At 60.7% G+C, this 20,335-nt stretch carries 12 protein-coding genes; 4 read left to right on the forward strand and 8 right to left on the reverse strand.

Annotated elements, in window-relative coordinates; all coding sequences use genetic code 11:
• A partial coding sequence (locus RA26_RS23110; RefSeq protein WP_206540448.1) for a hypothetical protein occupies window positions 1-209 on the forward strand: 209 nt, incomplete at its 5' end.
• A 260-nt stretch (window positions 210-469) separates the two neighbouring features.
• Here the strand turns inward: RA26_RS23110 and RA26_RS21160 are convergent.
• Together RA26_RS21160 and RA26_RS21165 are read right to left on the reverse strand one after the other, a co-directional pair.
• Window positions 470-1,195: an NAD(P)-binding domain-containing protein gene (locus RA26_RS21160; protein WP_039187318.1), complete on the reverse strand. Its 726-nt coding sequence runs from the start codon at window positions 1,193-1,195 to the stop codon at window positions 470-472.
• 1 nt (window position 1,196) lies between these two features.
• Complete coding sequence (locus RA26_RS21165; protein WP_039187321.1) at window positions 1,197-3,242, reverse strand: NADH:flavin oxidoreductase; 2,046 nt, start codon at window positions 3,240-3,242, stop codon at window positions 1,197-1,199.
• A 129-nt stretch (window positions 3,243-3,371) separates the two neighbouring features.
• Here RA26_RS21165 and RA26_RS21170 point away from each other — a divergent pair, with 129 nt between their 5' ends.
• Window positions 3,372-3,986 (forward strand): TetR/AcrR family transcriptional regulator, encoded by a 615-nt coding sequence (locus RA26_RS21170; protein WP_039187324.1) that lies wholly within the window; start codon window positions 3,372-3,374, stop codon window positions 3,984-3,986.
• A 208-nt stretch (window positions 3,987-4,194) separates the two neighbouring features.
• Here the strand turns inward: RA26_RS21170 and fdhF are convergent, their stop codons facing one another.
• From fdhF to RA26_RS21195, 5 genes are all read right to left on the reverse strand, one after another.
• Window positions 4,195-6,969: a formate dehydrogenase subunit alpha gene (gene fdhF / locus RA26_RS21175; RefSeq protein ID WP_039187327.1), complete on the reverse strand. Its 2,775-nt coding sequence runs from the start codon at window positions 6,967-6,969 to the stop codon at window positions 4,195-4,197.
• Between the two features lie 3 nt (window positions 6,970-6,972).
• Window positions 6,973-8,661, reverse strand: a complete 1,689-nt coding sequence (locus RA26_RS21180) for an NAD(P)H-dependent oxidoreductase subunit E (RefSeq protein WP_039187329.1) — start codon at window positions 8,659-8,661, stop codon at window positions 6,973-6,975.
• A gap of 93 nt (window positions 8,662-8,754) precedes the next feature.
• On the reverse strand, window positions 8,755-9,666 hold the full coding sequence (locus RA26_RS21185; protein ID WP_039187332.1) for a LysR family transcriptional regulator: 912 nt from the start codon (window positions 9,664-9,666) through the stop codon (window positions 8,755-8,757).
• A 52-nt stretch (window positions 9,667-9,718) separates the two neighbouring features.
• Window positions 9,719-10,270 (reverse strand): winged helix DNA-binding protein, encoded by a 552-nt coding sequence (locus tag RA26_RS21190; protein WP_241482711.1) that lies wholly within the window; start codon window positions 10,268-10,270, stop codon window positions 9,719-9,721.
• A 306-nt stretch (window positions 10,271-10,576) separates the two neighbouring features.
• Window positions 10,577-13,456: a Hint domain-containing protein gene (locus RA26_RS21195; RefSeq protein ID WP_039187334.1), complete on the reverse strand. Its 2,880-nt coding sequence runs from the start codon at window positions 13,454-13,456 to the stop codon at window positions 10,577-10,579.
• A gap of 451 nt (window positions 13,457-13,907) precedes the next feature.
• Here RA26_RS21195 and RA26_RS21200 point away from each other — a divergent pair, with 451 nt between their 5' ends.
• The gene (locus RA26_RS21200; RefSeq protein WP_082015906.1) at window positions 13,908-16,256 is read left to right on the forward strand and encodes a methyl-accepting chemotaxis protein; all 2,349 of its coding nucleotides are present in this window, start codon (window positions 13,908-13,910) and stop codon (window positions 16,254-16,256) included.
• 183 nt (window positions 16,257-16,439) lie between these two features.
• A complete protein-coding gene (locus RA26_RS21205; RefSeq protein WP_039187336.1) occupies window positions 16,440-19,391 on the forward strand; it encodes an ATP-binding protein in 2,952 nt (983 codons plus the stop codon).
• 33 nt (window positions 19,392-19,424) lie between these two features.
• Here the strand turns inward: RA26_RS21205 and RA26_RS21210 are convergent, their stop codons facing one another.
• Window positions 19,425-20,264 carry a DMT family transporter gene (locus tag RA26_RS21210; protein ID WP_039187339.1) on the reverse strand — a complete coding sequence of 280 codons (840 nt, stop codon included), beginning with the start codon at window positions 20,262-20,264 and terminating at the stop codon, window positions 19,425-19,427.
• Window positions 20,265-20,335 lie beyond the last annotated feature (71 nt).

A 20,335-nucleotide genomic window follows, 5' to 3' on the forward strand; every position in this document is an offset into this window, starting at 1 on the left:
TCTCCGGTCCGTTTCCCGTCCGTTTCCGCGTCGCCGCGTCCCGTCCGGTGTGTCTCAGCTGCGCCTCAGCGCCGCCGGTGAGGGGGCTTTTACGGATACCCCCGAACACCCGCAACCCAAAAAACGCAAAAAACAGAACTTTCCAAAAAGAAAAATCACAAATCAAACAATATCAACAACTTACAGCACAACAAAGTCAGCAACACTGACCAGATTGCCGCAACCGCAAACACCGCAATCCCAACCCAGAACCCACAAATCAGCACTCCGCCCGACTTACCCACAGACTCACACAACTTACCCACAGAACAAAACGCCAGGAATCGAACAGAATCCCCCAACCGGTTTCTCAAAGAGGCCTCTTTCCTATCAGAGCAGCCCGAACAGAGAGGCGAAACGCCGGGGCAAAGCACCAAGTGCAAGAAGGCGCCGAAAAATGCGGGGGCCTCAGAACGTACGAACAAGGAGGTTAACTTTCGAGTTCACCCAAACCCTCCGCAAGCGCAATACGCATGCCAGCTTCTTCCATGTGCAACCGCAGCCGCTGATTATACCCGCCCGGCGTATTCAGCGCTTCGATCAGGTCCGCGCAGCCAGACGCCTTCAGGCTGGTGGACACCAGCATCCGCAGAAAGGCCTCCCCTTGTCCGGGGTCTGATACCCGCTGCCCAAGCCAGTCCGCGGCGTCGCCCACAAGGCGCGCGGCAGGCGAGAGAACCGCCTGGGCTGCCAGATAGGCCGTCAGTTCCTTGCCGTCGCGCAGCGCAAAGACCCGGTTTTCCGGCTCGAATATCCGGCAAAGCAGCACCGTATCCCCAAGCGCCATCACTGGAGAGCCGCCCTGCGCGATGCCGGGAAACGGCATCATGACTGCTGCAGCCCTGGCCGGAGCCACCCAATCCGCAAACTGGTCCAGTTCCGCACCCGCCATGAAGGAGACCACCTGCTGGCCTTCCCGAAAGACCAGTTCCTTCAGGATTGCCTCTGCGGTTTCAGCCATCAAGCCGAGGAAAATCACATCGCTGGCATCCACCACACCCTGGTTGCCAGCCACGGTCACGTCGTCAAACGCCTCAGCAAGCGCCGAGGAGTGGCAGGCGCTGCGTGCCGACACAATGATTTCGTGCCCTTTCCCCGCCAAGCCGCGCACAACAGCAGCGGCGATGGTTCCACATCCCACGAAGCCCAATCGCATATCAAATATCCTTCATCAGCCGCAGCGCATCATAGATCGCCGCGTGAGTGTTGCGTGCAGAAACCGCATCGCCGATGCGGAACAGCTGGAATCGGCCTTCAGAATTTATGCGGATTGATTGGGGGCGGCCGCTGATCAGGGCGCTCTGATCCAGCTCGCCCCGGTTGACCGATGCATCCTTGAGCGCGAAGTAGAGGTCGTCAAGCGGCAGGGTGCCGTAGTTCAGGACCACCTGATCATACCCCACCTGATAGGTGTGGCCGCTGTAGTCCGTGCCGATAGATGCCGTCAGCCTGTTGCCGCTGCGGGCAAGCCCTTGCAGGCGGCGCGCGACAGTGAACATCACATCCTTGTCCTGCAGCGCCCGCATGTAAGGCACCAGGTTCATGCCCATAATGTCAGGGGCAAAGGTCCGGTCGGGCGTCATCACCTCCACTTTTGCGCCCGCATTGGCCGCAGCTTCAGCGGCCATCAGCCCTGGGTGATCGCCGCTTTCGTCGTAGACCAGAACATGCCCGGCAGGTTTCACGTCACCGGAAATGATGTCCCAGCTGGACACCGCATGGGGCAGATCAGCATCGGTTTCGTGCAGCATCATGCAGGGCATTCCGCCAGTCGCCACAATCACAACGTCAGGGTCAAGCGCACTCACGTCTTCTGCCTCGGCCCAAGTGTTGAAGCGGAACGCCACATCCCGGACGGCGCATTGCGCCATGCGCCAGTCTATGATGCCGATCATCTCCGCCCGGCGCGGGTTCTGCGCGGTCAGGCGGATTTGGCCGCCCGGCTCTGCAGCGGCTTCAAACACGGTCACATTATGACCGCGTTCGGCCGCCACGCGCGCGGCCTCCAGACCGCCCGGCCCCGCGCCGACAATTACGACTTTTTTGCGGGTTTCTGCCGGGGTGATTTGGTGCGGCATCGAAAGCTCGCGCCCCGTCGCGGCATTGTGGATGCACAGCGCCTCCCCCGCCTGATAGATCCGGTCCAGGCAATAAGTGGCACCGACGCAGGGGCGGATATCGTCCTCCCGTCCTTCCATGATCTTCTTCACAATGTGCGGGTCGGCCATATGGGCGCGTGTCATCCCCACCATGTCCAAGAGACCGCTGGCAACCGCATGGCGGGCCGTTGCCACATCCGGGATCCGGGCGGCGTGGAACGTCGGCATGCCCGTCGCCTTCTTCACCTCACCCGCAAAGTCCAGATGCGGAGCTGACTTCATGCCCTGCACCGGGATCACATCGGTCATCGCCGGGTCGGTGTGGATGCGGCCGCGGATCACGTTGAGGAAGTCCACCATTCCGCTACCCGCCAGGCGTTTGGATATCTCGAGCCCTTCTTCCGGGGTGATCCCGCCCTTTTCCGCCTCATCCGCTGTGTAGCGCAGGCCGACGATGAAATCGCTACCCACACGGTCCCGCACCGCCTGCAGCACATCCATCGGGAATTTCATCCGGCTGTCCAGCGTCTGCCCGCCGTAAGGCCCGTCCAGGTCATTGGTCAGCGGCGACCAGAATTGATCCAGAAGGTGGCCGTAGACCTGCAGTTCAATCCCGTCCATGCCGCCCTCCTTCATCCGCTCCGCCGCGTCGGCGAAGTCAGAGATGATGCGGGCGATGTCCCAGTCCTCTGCCAGTTTCGGAAAGGACCGGTGGGCGGGCTCGCGGTGGCGCGAGGAACTGACCGAGGGCAGCCAGTCACCCTTGTTCCAGCCGGTGCGGCGACCCAGGTGCGTCAGCTGGATCATCACCGCCGCGCCGTGCTCATGCACCTGGTCGGTCAGGTTTCGGATCCAGGGCACCACCTCGTCTTTGTAGGCGAGGATATTGTTGAACACCGGCGGGCTGTCCCGGCTGACCGCAGCGGATCCCGCAGTCATTGTCAGCGCCACTCCCGCCTTGGCCCGTTCCGCGTGATAGGCGGCGTAACGCGCCTTGGGCATGCCATCCTCCGGATAGGCGGGCTCGTGACTGGTAGTCATGATCCGGTTGCGGAGCGTCAGGTGCTTCAGCTGATAGGGCTGCAGCAGCGGATCCTTGGACATTGGGGTCTCCTGGCACGGTGTCTCGGATTGGCGGCGAGTCTCACGCTTCTCTTGACATATATGTCGATAAAATTTTCACACCTGTCAAGAAAAGTTGCGCGCGCGCCACGCCACTGCTATGGCTGGCGCATGGAAACACAGGACATTTCCCGCCCGCGGCTGAGCGAAGAAGACTGGCTGGCAGCCGCTTATGAGGCGCTGACCGAAAGCGGTGTGGAAGCCGTGAAAGTGATGCCATTGGCCAAGCGCCTTGGCGTGTCACGCACCAGTTTCTATTGGCACTTCAAGGACCGAGAGCAACTGCTGGAAGCGATGGTGCGCCGGTGGGAGGAAAGGAACACTGGAAATCTTGTGGCTCGCACCGAGGCCTACGCCGAAAACATTGCCGAAGCGATGTTCAACCTGTTCGACTGCTGGATAGACTCAGAACTGTTTGACGCAAGGCTGGACCTGGCCATCAGAAACTGGGCCCGCAATGACAGCGGTCTGCAGCAAAGGCTGGACCTTGCAGATGCCCGCCGTGAACAGGCAATGACAGATATGTTCGTGCGTTTTGGCTATCCGCAGGCCGATGCGCTGATCCGGGCCAGGGCGATGATCTACACCCAGATCGGCTATATCTCGATGCAGGTTCACGAAAGCACGGAGTACCGGATTTCGCTGATGCCCGGCTGGATCAAAGTGTTCACCGGCACCCGCCCTGAACAGCGGGAGCTTGACCGGTTCCTGTCCCGGCACCAATAGGGACAGGGCGCTGTACTGTCTATGAAAGGCGCGGCGCGGGTCGCTTCGGGCAAGGCGCGAAGCGAATCACCTTGGAACCATTTGCGTCCCCGCTCCCCGAACCCGCAAGGCGCTGCCGCGCCAGGCGTCAGCCTGGCGCCACCAGAAGAAACGGGTGCGGAACCTTTGGTTCCGCACCCGCCCTGTTTCTTCAACCTGATCTGCCGGTTCACTCGGCTGCGATCTGGCCTTCGATCTTCTCAACTTTCACCGCCGAGAACTTGAACTCGGGGATCTTGCCGTAGGGGTCCAGCGCCGGGTTGGTCAGGATGTTGGCCGCTGCCTCAACATAGGCGAAAGGCACAAACACCATGTCCTCCGCGATTGCCCGGTCCGCCCGCGCCATGATCTCGATCGAGCCGCGCCGCGTCGACAGACGGATCATCTCACCCGGCTCGATTCCCATCAGTTTCAGGGTCCGCGGGTTGAGCGAGCAGTTCGCCTCCGGCTCCACCGCATCCAGCACCTTGGACCGGCGGGTCATCGACCCGGTGTGCCAGTGCTCCAACTGCCGGCCGGTGGTCATGATCATCGGGTAGTCCGCATCCGGTGCCTCATCCGGCGGGATCACGGACGCGGGGGTAAAGCGCGCGCGCCCCTCAGGACGCGGGAAGCCGTCACCGAACACAATCGCCTGACCGGGGTCGGTCTCATGCAGCGACGGATAGGTGATGGTCTCGGTCTCCAAACGCTCCCAAGTGATGTTGTTGAGGGACTTCATGTTCAGCTTCATCTCGGCAAAGACTTCGCTGACATCCTTGTAGTCCCAGGGCAGGCCGATGCGCTGCGCCAGTTCGACAGTAACCTGCCAGTCCTCGCGCGCGTCACCCGGAGGCGGAACGGCGGGGCGCACACGCTGCACCTGACGGTTGGTGTTGGACACGGTGCCGTTCTTCTCATAGAGCGCCGAGGCCGGCAGGATGATGTCGGCGTAGTTCGCGGTCTCGGTCAGGAAGATGTCCTGGACAATCATCAGCTCCAGCTTGGCAAAGGCATCACGCGCGTGGTCGGCATCCGGGTCGGACATCGCCGGGTTCTCACCCTGGATGTACATGCCCTTGATGTTGCCGGCATAGGCCTGATCCACGATCTCGGTCACGGTGAGGCCCTTCTCGTTCGAGAAGTCGCCGCCGCCCCAGACATCCGTGAAGCTTTTGCGGACATCATCCGAGGTCACGGTCTGATAGTCCGGCAGGAACATCGGGATCAGGCCCGCGTCGGACGCGCCCTGCACGTTGTTCTGGCCACGCAGCGGGTGCAGACCGGCGCCCGGCTTGCCCACATTGCCGGTCATCAGCGCCAGCGAGATCAGGCAGCGCGAGTTGTCGGTGCCGTGAATGTGCTGGGAAACACCCATGCCCCAGAAAATCAGGCCTGCCTTGCCGCCCGCAAAGATGCGCGCAACACTGCGCAGTTGCTCAGGGGAGACGCCGCAGATTTCCGACATCTTCTCTGGTGTGAATTGTGCCAGATGCTGTTTCTCTGCTTCCCAATTCTCGGTGTATTTGTCGATGTATTCCTGATCGTACAGGCCTTCCTCGACAATCACGCTCATGATCGCGTTCAGCATCGAAACATCGGCACCCGGGCGGAACTGCACCATTTCGGTGGCAAACCGGCGCAGGCCGACGCCTCGCGGATCCATGACGATCAGCTTGCCGCCGCGCTTGGTGAACTGCTTGAAGTAGGTCGCAGCCACCGGGTGGTTCTCGATCGGGTTGGAGCCAATGACGATCGCCACATCAGCGTTTTCGATCTCGTTGAAGGTCGCGGTCACAGCGCCGGAACCCACGTTTTCGATCAGCGCCGCAACCGAGGAGGCGTGGCACAGACGGGTGCAATGGTCGACGTTGTTGTGTTTGAAACCCTGGCGGATGAACTTCTGGAAGAGATAGGCCTCTTCGTTGGTGCATTTCGCCGAGCCGAAGCCCGCAACCGACTTCGGATCTTCATCGCGCAAGTTGATCAGGCCCTTGGCGGCCAGATCCATCGCCTCTTCCCAGGATGCTTCACGGAAATGGGTCGACAGGTTGCCCGGATCGACGTTCAGGCCTTTTGCAGGCGCGTCGTCGCGGCGGATCAGCGGCTTGGTCAGGCGGTGCGGGTGGTGGATGTAGTCAAAGCCAAAGCGGCCCTTCACACACAGGCGGCCTTCGTTGGCAGGGCCGTTGATACCCTCGACATGCTTGACCTTGCCGTCCTTGACCTTCAGCGAAACCTTGCAGCCGACGCCGCAGAACGGGCAGACGCTTTCGGTCTCGGAATCATAGTCCTTGCTGTCGCCAACCTGGTTGTCATCCAGCACGGTGGCGGGCATCAGCGCACCGGTCGGGCAGGCCTGCACGCATTCACCGCAGGCAACACAAGTGGACTGGCCCATCGGGTCCGCGATGTCGAAAGTCGGATAGGCGTCGTGGCCGCGGCCCGCCATTCCGATCACATCATTCACCTGAACTTCACGGCATGCGCGCACGCACAGACCGCAGGAGATACAGGCGTCCAGGTTCACCTTCATGGCGACGTGGCTGTCATCGAGCAGCGGAATACGGCCCTCTTCCAGCTTCGGGAAACGGCTCTCAGTCACGCCGTTCAGCTCTGCCATGTCCCACATGTGGGAGGATTTGTCGTGCGCCTCTTCCTGCTTGGGCTGGTCGGCCACCAGCAGTTCCATCACCATCTTGCGGGCGTTTTCGGCGCGCGCGTTGTTGGTGGTGACAACCATGCCCTCGGCGGGTTCGCGGATACAGGAGGCCGCCAGCGTGCGCTCGCCTTCGATTTCCACCATGCAGGCGCGGCAGTTGCCGTCCGGGCGGTAGCCAGGCTGCGGCTTGTGGCACAGGTGCGGGATTTTCAGCCCGCGGCCGTTGGCGACTTCCCAGATGGTCAGGCCCTTGTCCGCCGTGACCTGTTCGCCATCGAGTGTGAATGTGACTTTATCGCTCATGGCTCAGACCTCATCCGGAAAATGTTTCATGGTCAGGCGGATCGGGTTCGGCGCAGCCTGGCCTAGGCCGCAGATCGACGCATCGACCATTGCGGTGCTCAGCTCTTCCAGCAGGCCCTGATCCCACTTTTTCTCGCTCATCAGCTTGACGGCTTTCTCGCAGCCCACCCGGCAGGGCGTACACTGGCCGCAGCTTTCGTCTTCGAAGAAGCGCAGCATGTTAAGCGCCGCATCGCGGGCGGAGTCCTGATCGGACAGGACCACCACGGCAGCGGAACCGATGAAGGTGCCATGCGGCTGCAGCGTGTCGAAGTCGAGCGGAACGTCATTCATCGACGCAGGCAGCAGGCCCGAGGAGGGGCCGCCCGGCTGGTAAGCCTTGAAGGCGTGGCCATCCAGCATACCGCCGCAGGCCTCGATAATATCGGTGATGGTGGAACCGGCAGGCAGAAGATGCACGCCCGGGTTCTTCACACGGCCCGAGACCGAGTAGCTGCGCAGGCCCTTGCGGCCGTTCTTTTCAACCGAGTTCAGGCATTCCGGGCCTTCGCGGTTGATCTTGCAGACCCAATACAGGGTTTCCACGTTGTGAACGAGGGTCGGACGCCCGAAGACACCCACTTGCGCCACAAACGGCGGACGGTGGCGCGGCTCGCCGCGCTTGCCTTCGATCGACTCGATCATCGCGCTTTCTTCACCGCAGATATAGGCCCCTGCCCCGCGGCGCAGGTCGATGTAGCCAGGTTCGACGATGCCAGCGCTCTCCAGCGCCTTGATCTCGGTCGCGAGGATCTCCAGCACTGCTGGGTACTCGTCGCGCATGTAGATGAAGGCTTTCTCGGCTTCCACAGCCCAAGCGGCCATCAGCATACCTTCCAGGAAGACATGCGGGGTGCGCTCCAGGTAGTAGCGGTCCTTGAAGGTGCCCGGCTCGCCTTCGTCACCGTTCACGGCAAGGTAGCGCGGACCTTCGTTGGCACGCACAAAGCCCCATTTGGTGCCGGAGGGGAAGCCAGCGCCGCCCAGGCCACGCAGGCCGGCTTCTTTGACTTTCGCCTGAACCGCTTCCCAGTCGCCACCCCCACGCAGGTCTTTCAGCGTGGCATATCCGCCGTCGGCCTCGTAGGCTGCGAAGGTTTCATACTCAGGCACGTGTGCATGGGTGTCGTCAGCCGCAATCGCCGCTTCCACTTTCTCCACGGTCGCGTGGTCGATGTGGTTGTGGCCGATCTCCAACACCGGCGCGGTATCGCAGCGGCCCATGCAGGGCGCGCGCAGCACGCGAACCTGGGAAGCGTCCAGACCGTCTTCCAGCGCCTTTTGCAGCTGCTGGGCACCCGCCAGTTCGCAGGACAGCGAATCGCAGACCCGAATGGTCAGCGCGGGCGGCGGTGTCTCGCCTTCCTTCACCACATCAAAATGGGCGTAGAAGGTGGCGACCTCATAGATCTCTGCCTGGCCGGTGCGCATTTCCTCGGCCAGCGCCCGGATATGCGCGGCGCTGAGGCAGCCGTATTTGTCCTGAATCAGGTGCAGGAACTCAATCAAGAGGTCACGGTTGCGCGGGCGGTCCCCCAGCAGTTCCTGAACCTCGCTCAGCGCGATGTCGTCGACCTGGCGGCCTTTGGGCGTCTTGCGCCCTTTGCCTTTGCCGGACTTCCATACGCCCTTGCTATCATCCAATGGTGCCATGGGATCCTCCAGTCAGCACGTCTTTCATTCAGCCAATGCCATCAAGAATGAATATCGTCAAATCTGGAAATTGGATTGCACGATCAGAATATCTTATGACGCCATTTGCGGCATCCTATCGTCCACAAACGTCGCAACTACCTCTTTCAAAGCGCGCACAGTTGTGAGTTCCGGAGTCCGGTCCAGAGTCGCAATGCAGATCGGGCGTGCCTGCTCCGGCTCCACCAGCGCCAGAACCCGGGTCCCGCCCAGGTCGCCCAGCGCCTGCATCAGCGCCCGCGGCAGGATAGTTGCCGCCGATCCTTCGCGCGCCAGCACCATCGATGCCATGAAGCCGTTGGATTCGGAGACGATCTCAGGCTTCAGCCCCAGGTCAGCAAAGATCCGGTCCAGAATCCGCCGGTTCTGCATTTGCTGATCCAGCAGACTCAACGGCAGGTCCGCTGCCTCTGCCCAGCTGATCGTTTCGCCACGTCCGGCCACCATACCTTCCGGCGCCAGCAGCACATAGCTTTCCTCATAGAGCGGTTGCACGGTCACCAGTTCGCGGCCCATGCTGTCGGCATAGGTAATCCCGGCATCGATTGTACCATCATAAAGCCGCTGTTGGATAGCCAGCGAGGTGGTGACCTCCACCTGCGCCAGAATCCGCGGATAGGACTGATGCACCTGATCCACCAGCTGCGCCGCCCAAGCCGTGGCAGTCGGCACCACGCCCAGCACCAGCGTGCCGCTCACTTCACCACGGGTTGCGGCAATCTCCTGCTCCAGCGCTTTGGCGTCGTCCAGAATCGAGCGTGCACGGCGCACAATCATCATGCCTTCTTCGGTGAGGCCCTGAAAACGGTTTGCCCGGCGCACAATTGAAAGGCCCAGCCGCTCTTCCAGGTTCCTGATCCGCATGGAGAACGCAGGCTGAGACATGCCGCAGTCGGCAGCGGCCTTGGCGAAATGCTTGTGCCGTGCCAGCGCAGTCAGCAGCGTCAGGTCCTTGAGTTCGATCATAAAGGAACCTTAAGCCCGTCTTGCCGCCAGGCACAATGGAACAGTTAGCCGCTCAACCCCGGCATGCAGGGCCGGCAGAAGCCTCCGCGGATCCATAAAGCGCAGTCAGCTCCTCCAGAACCGCCAAGGCGCCTTGCAGCTGCACCATCATACCCGCAGGATCAGTAAACGCTCCTGCGAGGAGGTTTTCGCGAGCGGCGCGCATCTCCGCGGCAGTCCGGCTGCCCTTCTCGGTGAGACTGTAGGACACACCGGAGCGGCCCGCGCCCTGCTTCTGGGTCAGCCCCGTTGAGGCAAGTTTGCGCAAGGAATACTGGATATTAGGAATATCCACGCGATTGGTGATCCTTGCCATTTCTTTGATCGAGATAGCGCGGCCGCCTTCTGCGATCAATAACAGCAAGGTGACTTCAGCACCTGACAGCGAGACGCCGCTCAACTGTTCGAAACATTCCACCTGCCAACGGACAAGCCCCTCATGCGTCCGCTGCACCGCAATTTCCATGTCCCGTAACTTGTCAGAAGACTGCTGATCAATAGGGTCTGAAAACAAGGATTGGCTGACTGAATGATCCAATGAACAACTCCAAAATCTGCTGCCCAAACAGGCAAAATGGTGCGGATCAGAATGCCGGCGCCTTCAGCGCACCGCCCGGCCTCGATGCAAGGCACCCATGCGCCACCTGCGGCAGGTCCGGCTCAATTCCGAAAATCCAATTCAAATACTCCGCAACATATCCGCTCAAATCGCCGAAACTTCAATACCCTGCACGATCACACAGCAGAGCTGGCAGGCGAGAACAGTATCAATGCGCCATCTGTTCAGCTGGCGGGACTGAAAATCTTGCTTGCGAAAAGGCCTGTCAGCCACCAATTGGCAGCTTCCGGGTTCCAGATCCTCTGAAACCGCTCAAAACACGGGCAGGTTCTGCAAATCGCACCGCCTCATGGCATAGCGTGCAAGCCCGCCATATGCCTTGCACACCTGTCTCCTCGCGGTTGGGCCGGAAAGGCCGATAGCAGAGGTCAGACCGGGAAACAGCTCAAACAGCTCACGCCTGCCGTCGGTGTGCAACCCACGGACAGCCTCAGGCCCCGGCCAGAAGGTTTCCGTTGCAATGCCTTCGGCAAAGATCACTTCGTGCTGCTCAGTCATCAAATGCACATAGGTGACCGGTCCGCTTTCACCGGGCAACTGGACGCAGCTAGTGTCGAGCTCTGCCAGAAGCTTGGCTGACAGGAAGCTCTCGTCAAATTGCCTGTCCCTGCCCAAAGCCTTGCGGCCAATCAGCAACCGGTGCTGCGGGGACAGCAGCATCGGCCGCTCCGGACACAGCAGCCCGCCAGGACGCAGTCGGTAGGGTCTCAGATGCGGACGCCGGGCCAGATCTGCCGGACTCAGGGTCCGGCTTCCGGTCCAGATCACCTGCTGGTAGCCATTGTCGGCGGTCTGCAGCATATCACCGACCCGGATCTGCCCGGCCGGAACCGAACCGCGCTGCGTCGCAATCAAGACATCAGGTGTAAAGCAGGGGATGCCGGCGGAATACATCTGCTGCGCAGTCGTCATCTGCGCCGGGGTTACCCCCTGCAAAACAAGCTTTTCACCGCTCGGGAAGGTAAGAAGGGCGTTGCCGAGTCCGTCATCGCTGACAGAAACGTCCCAGGCCCGCACGGCACCGGCCGGTCCGGTGCCGCCCGTCAGGTCAGAGACGTCCAGCTGGTCATTATAGAAGCCGTCGAGGTCGTCATCAGAGATGCTGAAGTCGGTGATCGTATCAGTGCCGCCGCCACTGCTCAGGATCAGTTCATCATAACCAATGCCACTGGTGATCGAGTCGTCACCGGCCCCGAAAGTCACGGTGTCATCACCAGCACCCGCATCAATCACAGTGCCGGCGCTGTCGGCGGAAGCGTCAACCAGATCCGCCTGATCCGTCAGGTTCAGCGCCTCAATCTCTGAGAAGGTGATCGTGTCGGTACCGTCGGTAATGGTGCCGGCCTCATCTCCTGTGTAGGTGACGGTGACCCCTGTGGTAACACCGGACATGTCGACAGTGTCATAGTCATTCCCGGCCTCGCCGCCGGTCAGGGTGTCATTGCCAAACCCGTCTGACATTTCGAAGGTATCAGCGTCGGCCTCACCATGCATCAAGTCCGCCCCGCTGCCGCCAACCAGCAGGTCGTCATCATTGCCGCCGTACATGGTGTCGGCGCCGTCGCCGCCTTCCAGCGTGTCATTGCCATCCGTTGCCACGATGCTGTCATCGCCGGTCCCGCCGACGAGGCTGTCGTCGCCGGCCGAGTTTCTGAGCGTGTCATTGCCGGCACCGCCGATCAGCGTGTCGTTGCCCAGACCGGTGGTCAAGCTGTCGTCGCCATCACCGCCTTCGATGTAGTCGTCACCATCGCCACCGGAGATGGTATCCGCACCGAGACCGCCGATCAGGGTATCCGCCCCGGACCCGCCGTCCATCACATCGTTGCCGTCGCCGCCGTCCATGCTGTCGTTGCCGGCCTCGCCGTACATCAGGTCCGCATCGGCGCCACCTGCCATCACATCATTGTCATTGCCGCCATACAACGTGTCGTTGCCATCGCCGCCTTCCAGCGTGTCATTGCCATCGGTCGCAATTATGCTGTCGTTGCCGGTACCGCCAACCAGGCTGTCGTCACCAGCCGAGTTTTGCAGGGTATCGTCACCCTCACCGCCGACCAGCGTGTCGTTACCCAGCCCGGTTGACAGGAAGTCGTTGCCTTCGCCGCCGTCGATATAATCATTGCCATCTCCGCCGGAGAGCGTATCGCCCCCGGCTCCGCCGATCAGCGTATCCGCCCCCTCTCCGCCATCCAGGACATCATCGCCGTCACCGCCGTCCAGGCTGTCGTCGCCCTCTTCACCCAGCAGCGAGTCATCGCCGCCCTGTCCGTAAACAATGTCATTGCCGTCACCGCCCAGAACCGTGTCGGCGCCTTGTTCAATAGGGGTGACAACCGGATCGTCGATGACATCGCCGGACAGAGTAAATCCCGCCAGACCGTCTCGGGTCTGGAGAGTGAATTCAATCGATGAACGGTCCTCGAACCCGGCAGAGAACCAGGCCTCCTGATCGGTGTATGAATTGTACTGCGTCCCAGTGGCTGTAACCAGATTGCCGTCAGTCGAAGTGGTAAGGTTGGAATCCGAGGAAACGCCAAAGGAGGTGAAACTGTTGCCGTCAATAATGACTGCTTCGGCATCTCCATAACCGCTGTTGTCATCGATATCGTTGAAGGTCGCAGTGGAGTTCAGATAGACCGGCTCGCCTGTTGCCGGGTCAAAGAACTCCAGCCGGAACGTCGCCTGGTCACCCGCCTGATCACCATCCAGCAGGATCTCCGCACCGTCGGTATAACCGAACTCCACCGACATATTCGCGTTCGATTTCTCGACAAGGACCAGCTTGCCCCAGATCGAGGTGCCATCCTCCAATGTCGCAACATCGCTGAAGACAGCATAGTTGCCCGCAGCCCCTGTCGAGCCGTCATGCGAGATGCTCTGGATGTTGCCGATCTTCAGTTCGATCGGGCTGGCATCCGCACCTTGATCGAAGCCGTCCCCCATGTCGCCATAGATGACATCATCGCCTGCGCCGCCATCAATGACGTCATTGCCCTCTTCCCCGGCAACGGTATCGGCACCCCCGCCCGCTTCGATAACGTCGTCGCTGGTGCTACCCGCAATTTTATCTTTTCCACCGGTGCCTTTCAGCGTCGCAAGAAGGTCAGCAAGCCAGTCTGGTTTGGGCATAAGTAAATCTCAATCTCTGGCCACAGGTGCCTGAACACACAAAGGGCCAAGTGTTCCCGGCGAAACAGCCGCTTTTGCGCCCCTGAATACACGCATCCCGGTAATGAATCGTAAATCCGGCAGGCGCATTGAAAATTCCGCCAAGGCTCCGGCAAAGGGGGCGGAATGCCTGCTGGGGCACGCGGCTCGGTCAAAACGGATCACCGGGCCCGCTTCACCCTTCTGAGCTGAGTGATTCGCATTGCCCGGAAGGCAATCTGCTAAAAGTGGAACGGTATTTTCGCCGCTCCACACCGTCCAAAAGCCCAATTTCGCGGGAACAAGACGCAAATTAACGGCCCTGAAATGAATCCCTCTGAGTGTTTTGACGTCCGGCACCTCACTGCTGGACCGCCACAGACCGCTTTCAGGCAGTCCGGCAGACTGAAATGTTGATGGGAACTTCGCCGTAATGACTCGACTGTTTAAATTCTGGAACAACATGCGGCTGGGCCGCAAACTGCCGCTCTCCATTGCCGCGCCGACAATCCTTCTGACGCTTGCCTCAGGCTTCTTCTTCGCCTGGGAGGCCGGGCAGGCGCTGAAGACCAACCGTGAGGCGGCCTATGCAACGCTTTTGGAAGAGCGCAAGGAAGCACTGGAAAACTGGGTTGCCGGATTGCGGTCCCAAACCAGAACGCTGGTGGCCAGCAAAGCGGTTGAAACAGCGCTGCGCGACTTTTCCAACGGGTTCTACTCGCTTGGCGACACTCCCGGCAGCTATCTGCGCGCGGCCTATGGCGAAGGCAACCCGAACCCGGCGGGCGAACGCTACAAACTGCTGGACGCGAAAGACAAGTCGGCATGGTCCATCCGCCACAAGATGAACCACACCGGCTTCGTGACATTCCTCGAAGAGCAGGGGTTCCTGGATGCCTACCTTTTGGATGTGCAGGGCAACATGGTCTACTCGGTCCACAAAAACGAAGACTTTGCCCTGAACTACCTGGATGGGCCGTACAAGGACAGCGGGCTGGGCCAAGCCTACCGCAACGCCCTGGAAATGGAGCAGGGCAATGTGTTCCTGTCGGAAATGTCCGGATATGAGCCGGACGGCGGGGCGGCCGCGATGTTTATCTCCTCCCCCATCTACAAAAAAGATGCGATCATGGGGGCCCTGGTGCTACGCGTGCCGGTGCACGGCATCGCCGGCATCCTGTCCCATTCGGCGCTTCTCGGCGAATCCGGGCAGGCATATCTGGTGCGAGGCGACGGCATTGCCCTGACCGCATCGGAACGCGAGGGTGGCCACCAGATTCTGACCAAGCTGCCGGAACTGCAGCAGATTACCGCAGCGCTCAGCGGCGGGGAAAGCAGCTTCTCCGGAACCCCCGGCCTCGCCGGCCAGCCGGTTGAGGCGATGGCCGCGAGCGTCGGGCTGGACGACCGCACCTGGGGCATTGTGCTCGAGGTCGACAGCGCCGAGGCCCTAGCGGCGGAGAAAAGCCTGGTCAATGCCTCCATGCTGCAAGCCGTAGGCGTTGCCCTGGCGGTAGCATTGCTGTCCTGGATCGCGGCCCGCGGTATTGCGCGCAAGGTGTCAGGCCTGTCTGACAGCGTGGAACACATTGCAGCCAAGGACTACGGCCATCCAGTGGCCGGCCTGGGCACCGGCGACGAATTCGGCAACATCGCCGGCATCCTCGAAGGTTTCAAAACCGATCTGCAGAATGCCCAGCTCGCTGAAGAGGAGCGGGCGGAAGCCCAGCGAGAGCAGGATCTCGTGGTGAATGAGTTGCGCACCGGACTGACCCATCTGGCAAAGGGGGATTTTTCAACTACGATTGATGCCCCCTTCCCCGAGGCTTACAAGGGTCTGCGCCTCGACTTCAACCAGACGGTCAACACACTGAACGCAACCGTGCGCGAAGTGGTGGAGGCCACCACCAGCATCCGTAACGGCACATCGGAAATCAGCCAGGCCTCCGACGATCTGTCGCAGCGCACCGAAAGCCAGGCAGCGACCCTGGAACAGACAGCAGCGGCCTTGGATCAGATGACCGCCAGCGTCAAGGCTGCCGCGGAGGGCGCACGCAAAGTCGAAGCTTCCATGAATGAAGCCCGGGACGAGGCAATGGTCAGCGGTGAGGTTGTTCAGAACGCCGTCACCGCAATGAATGGCATCGAGGAGTCCTCCCGCCATATCTCGCAGATCATCGGCGTGATCGACGACATCGCCTTCCAAACCAATCTGCTGGCCTTGAACGCAGGGGTCGAAGCTGCCCGGGCAGGCGAAGCGGGACGCGGCTTTGCCGTCGTCGCCTCCGAAGTCCGGGCACTTGCCCAGCGTTCGTCGGATGCGGCTATGGAAATCAAAACGCTGATTTCAAACTCAGGCGAACAGGTCGAAAGGGGCGTGGAACTGGTCGGCAAGGCCGGCGCGGCGCTGCACAGCATCGTGTCGCAAGTCTCCCACATCTCCGGCCTAGTCTCGGACATAGCTACAGGTGCGGCAGAACAGTCGACCGGCATCGGCGAAATCAACACCGGGGTGATGCAGCTGGATCAGGTTACACAGCAAAATGCTGCCATGGTCGAGCAGATGACCGCGGCAGGTCAATTGCTGAATGGCGACGCCTCTAACCTGGCTGGTCTGGTGGCGCAATTCGATGTTGGGCTGGAAATGGCCACCTCGCGCGAGGCCTCCCGTCCGGAGTTTCCGTCAGCACATGGATCCGGCTGGGATGAGATCCCCGAAGCGCCGGCCGCAATGCCTGTTTCGGACGGATCAGCCGCCTTGGCAAAATGGCAGGACTTCTGATCCCGCCGGTTCAAACTTCTGCAACGGCTGCTGCTTGTGCCACACTGCGCAGCAGCCGCAAGCAACCGTATTGTGGAAACCGGATTTTCAGACTTTAAAAGGAATATAGAGCAAAACCGAACGCCGGGCACAATTTCAGGCCGCTACTGCCAACGGTGTTTCTGAAAAAGCAAAGGTGGCTGAATGGCCCTGTCAAATCTCCCCGCTCACTGGCTGCGCGCCTTCGGCAACAGGACCTACCTTCCTGCCCTGCTTGCGCTGGCTGTCGTATGTGCTGCGGGACTTTATGCCGAAAGACAGAACGCCACGATCCACTACCAATCCCAGCGCGCCGACACGCAGCAGGCTGCGGGGATGATCAAATCCCGCCTTGAGGGCCAGCTGAACGGCGACTACCAGCGCCTGCGCGGCCTCGCAGCAATGCTGGCGACAGAGCCGGACATGAGCCAGGAACGGTTCAGCCGGATTGCGGCCCAGGTTTTGGAAGGAGAGACCGCCATCCGCCATATTGCGGCGGCTCCCGGACTTGTTGTTACCCTGGTTCACCCCATGAAGGGCAACGAAGCGGCCCTCGGGCTGGATTACAACAAGAATGAGGCACAGCGCGCTGCCGCACACCGGGTACGCGACAGCGGCGAAATGGTTTTGGCTGGCCCTGTTAATCTTGTGCAGGGCGGTACCGGATTCATTTACCGCCTGCCGATTTTCACCGGCACCGGTGAACAGCGAAAATTCTGGGGCATTCTCTCAGCGGTTGTCGAGACAGATACCCTTTATGCGGTTACGGGCCTGCATCACGGCGGCACACTGGATCTTGCTCTGACAGGCCGGGACGGAACAGGAGCTGCCGGGCAGCAGTTTTTTGGTGCGGGCGGCATATTCGCGGACAGCCCGGTGCTTCTGGACATTATCCTGCCAGCCGGGTCCTGGCAGCTGGCTGCCCGTCCGCAAGATGGCTGGCAGAATAGCCCCGGAAACCTGTGGCAGCTCCGGTTCGCGCTTATGGTAGCAGGCACTCTGATCGTGTTTCCCACATTTCTGGCAGGCAGGCTGTCCGATGCCCGGCAAGCGGTGATCGGCAAGCTGCGCCATCGGGAAGCTGAGTTGGAAGCGTTATCGCACCGGCTGAAAATTGCGGTTAAGACCTCCCGGGTTGGCATCTGGGAATATGACCCCGCTGCCCAGCGGGTAAGCTGGGACAGCCGGATGCACAAGCTTTACGGCGTGCCTGAGGAACTGGGGCCGCCAAGTGCAGAGGCCTGGGCCGAAACACTGCATCCAGACGACCGCAGCAGGGTACTGGATGCCCTGAAAAATGCGGAAGAGAACCACACTAGCTTTGCCTCCGATTTCCGCATCGTTCTTGACAACCGTACAGTCAAGCACATCCGGGCATTGGCCAGCCCGTTCACCGATGCGCGTGGCCGAAAACTGCTGATCGGCGTCAACTGGAATGTCTCCGAAGATGTGAGCCTGCGCGAGGAACTGATCCGCGCCAACCAGACCCTGTCTGAACGCAACCGTGAGTTGAAACTGGGCAAGCAGGCCCTGGAGCAGGCGCATGCGGAACTGCAAAAGCAGCAGGCGGAATTGCACCGTTTGTCACTGGTTGCCAAACACGCTTCTGACAGCATCATACTGACAGATGCGGAGCGCCGGATTCTTTGGGTCAACGACGCCTTCACGCGGGCAACAGGCTATCTCGCAACTGACGCCATCGGCCGGACCCCGTCTGAACTACTGGACGGGCCAAACACCGACACCAAGGTTATTCAGGAGATGAACCGCCACAAGGATCTTGGCATCCGCTACCACAACGAGGTTCTCAATTACACGAAATCAGGCGACGAGGTCTGGTTCGACACCAACATTGTGCCGGTGACATGTGCGGATGGATCCGTGGATCTGATCATCGGCATTGAGCGGGACATCACCCACAGCAAGCAGCGGGAACGCGAACTGGCAGAGGCAAAACTTGCGGCGGAACAAGCCGACCGCGCCAAGTCGGAGTTTCTTGCCAACATGAGCCATGAGATCCGCACACCGATGAATGGCATCATTGGTATGGCCGACCTCTTGGCAGAAGCGGAGCTGCCGCCTGACGAACTGCAAAACGTCGAGACTATCCGCAGCTCGGCCCAGGCCCTGCTGAAGATCATCAACGACATCCTCGACCTGTCACGCCTGGAGGCGGGAAAGCTTTCGGTCGCGGGTGAGGACTTCAATCTGCGAGAATGTGTCAGCAGTGCCGCAAATCTCTTCCGCCCGAAAGCGCAGGGCAAGGGCTTGCCACTGGAAATCAGCTATGCGGACGGGTTGCCGGAGCGGATGCACGGTGATGACGGGCGCTTGCGCCAGATCCTGGTCAACCTGATCGGCAATGCGGTGAAATTCACAACGGAAGGCAGAATATCCGTTCGGGTGTCGCATGCGCAAGGCAACCCTTACCACCTTATCGCCGAAGTCGAGGACAGCGGGATCGGTATTTCCGAGGACCAAGCACGCCATATTTTCGACCGTTTCACACAGGCAGATGCCGCGACAACCAAGGCGTTCGGCGGAACCGGACTGGGCCTGACCATCTCCAGCATGCTGGCAAAGCGGATGGGCGGAGGCATTTCGGTCACATCGGAGCCTGGCCTAGGGTCCTGTTTCCGGCTTGAACTTCAGCTGCAACCGGCTGGTGACGCCGCGAGCGAAGCTGCGCCGCTCTCCTTGGGCACCCCTCCGCAGCTTGCGCCTTGCAGGGTGCTTCTGGCGGAGGACAATCAGACAAACCGCCTGCTTATCCGCAAGTATCTGCGCAACCAGCCGGTGGAGCTCGCCGAAGCCACCAACGGACGCGCTGCCGTGGATATGTGCAGGGAACTGCGGCCGGATATCATTCTGATGGATATGTCCATGCCAGTTCTCGATGGTCTCGGCGCCACCCGGGAAATCCGTAGCCTGCCCATTCCGCAGCCGGTCATCGTGGCCCTGACCGCCAACGCATTCGCCAGCGATGAACAGGCCTGCCTGGAGGCCGGAATGGATCATTTCCTGGCCAAGCCTGTGAAAAAGGCCGTGCTTCTGCACACACTGGCTGCAATTGCCGAAGAGATCGCACTGCAACAAGAACCCCGGGCCAGCGCCTGACGGAGGCGTTCCATTGCCCGTCCGGATGCGGGTTTAAACGGCTGTCCCGATCAGGCCGACACCGGCAGCCATCAGAACTGCCGATCCCAGCCGCCGCATCCAATAGCCTTCCTTCAGGAAGACAAAGCCGATCAGTGCCGCGAAGATCACCGAGGTCTCGCGAAGCGCAGAAACGGCTCCGAGCGGGGCAAAGTTCTTGGCATAGAGTACCAGCCCGTATGCAATCATCGACACCAGCCCGCCGGCAATCCCCAGCACCCAGGTCTTTCCGGGCAGATGTGCCAAGGTCTGTCTCCTGCGGGCAGCAACAAACCCGGCAATGAAAATGTGCAGAAAGGCCCCCCAGGCCCAATAGCTCAGGGTATGCCCTGACAGGCGCACCCCGATGCCATCAACCACGGAATAAATCGAAATGCAAAATCCGGTGCCTGCGGCAAAACCAAGCGCCGCCCGCCCGACTCCGGACCGCAGTGCCTTCCAGCTGCTGAGCTGAATGCCGCAGCCGATCACTGCAATTCCGGCCCAGGCCTGCAGCGGCAGCACTTCACCTGCAAAAGCCATCGCCCAGAGCGCAACCAATGCCGGAACGATGCCGCGGGCAATCGGGTAGACAACGCTCAGGTCGCCATGCTGATAGGCTCGGCCCAGCATGTAGTAGTAGCCGAAATGAATGACCGTTGACGCCAGAATGTAGGGAAAGCTCTCCACCGACGGCATTGGCAGCACCGCGATCATGACAGCCCCCGGAACAACCTGGCCAAAGGCCACCAGCCCAAGCGTGGTGGTCCGGTCGGCCGCCGTCTTCACAATGGCGTTCCACAGCGCGTGCAGCAAGGCTGCTGACAAGATGATGGCAATAACGGAAAGCGTCATATCCTGATCAGTCTTTTGGCAAGAGCCCGGAAGCTGGGGGGTCACCCCCTTCACCTTCTGGCATATCTTCG

The organism is Leisingera sp. ANG-M7 (assembly GCF_000813965.1).
GTDB lineage: Bacteria > Pseudomonadota > Alphaproteobacteria > Rhodobacterales > Rhodobacteraceae > Leisingera.

Bases quoted from the DNA above. Each gene is read 5' to 3' on its own strand.
- RA26_RS21165 (WP_039187321.1), bottom strand. From the start codon at position 3,242: ATGTCCAAGGATCCGCTGCTGCAGCCCTATCAGCTGAAGCACCTGACG.
- RA26_RS21210 (WP_039187339.1), bottom strand. From the start codon at position 20,264: ATGACGCTTTCCGTTATTGCCATCATCTTGTCAGCAGCCTTGCTGCAC.
- fdhF (WP_039187327.1), bottom strand. From the start codon at position 6,969: ATGAGCGATAAAGTCACATTCACACTCGATGGCGAACAGGTCACGGCG.
- RA26_RS21180 (WP_039187329.1), bottom strand. From the start codon at position 8,661: ATGGCACCATTGGATGATAGCAAGGGCGTATGGAAGTCCGGCAAAGGC.
- RA26_RS21160 (WP_039187318.1), bottom strand. From the start codon at position 1,195: ATGCGATTGGGCTTCGTGGGATGTGGAACCATCGCCGCTGCTGTTGTG.
- RA26_RS21195 (WP_039187334.1), bottom strand. From the start codon at position 13,456: ATGCCCAAACCAGACTGGCTTGCTGACCTTCTTGCGACGCTGAAAGGC.
- RA26_RS21205 (WP_039187336.1), top strand. From the start codon at position 16,440: ATGGCCCTGTCAAATCTCCCCGCTCACTGGCTGCGCGCCTTCGGCAAC.
- RA26_RS21170 (WP_039187324.1), top strand. From the start codon at position 3,372: ATGGAAACACAGGACATTTCCCGCCCGCGGCTGAGCGAAGAAGACTGG.
- RA26_RS21185 (WP_039187332.1), bottom strand. From the start codon at position 9,666: ATGATCGAACTCAAGGACCTGACGCTGCTGACTGCGCTGGCACGGCAC.
- RA26_RS21200 (WP_082015906.1), top strand. From the start codon at position 13,908: ATGACTCGACTGTTTAAATTCTGGAACAACATGCGGCTGGGCCGCAAA.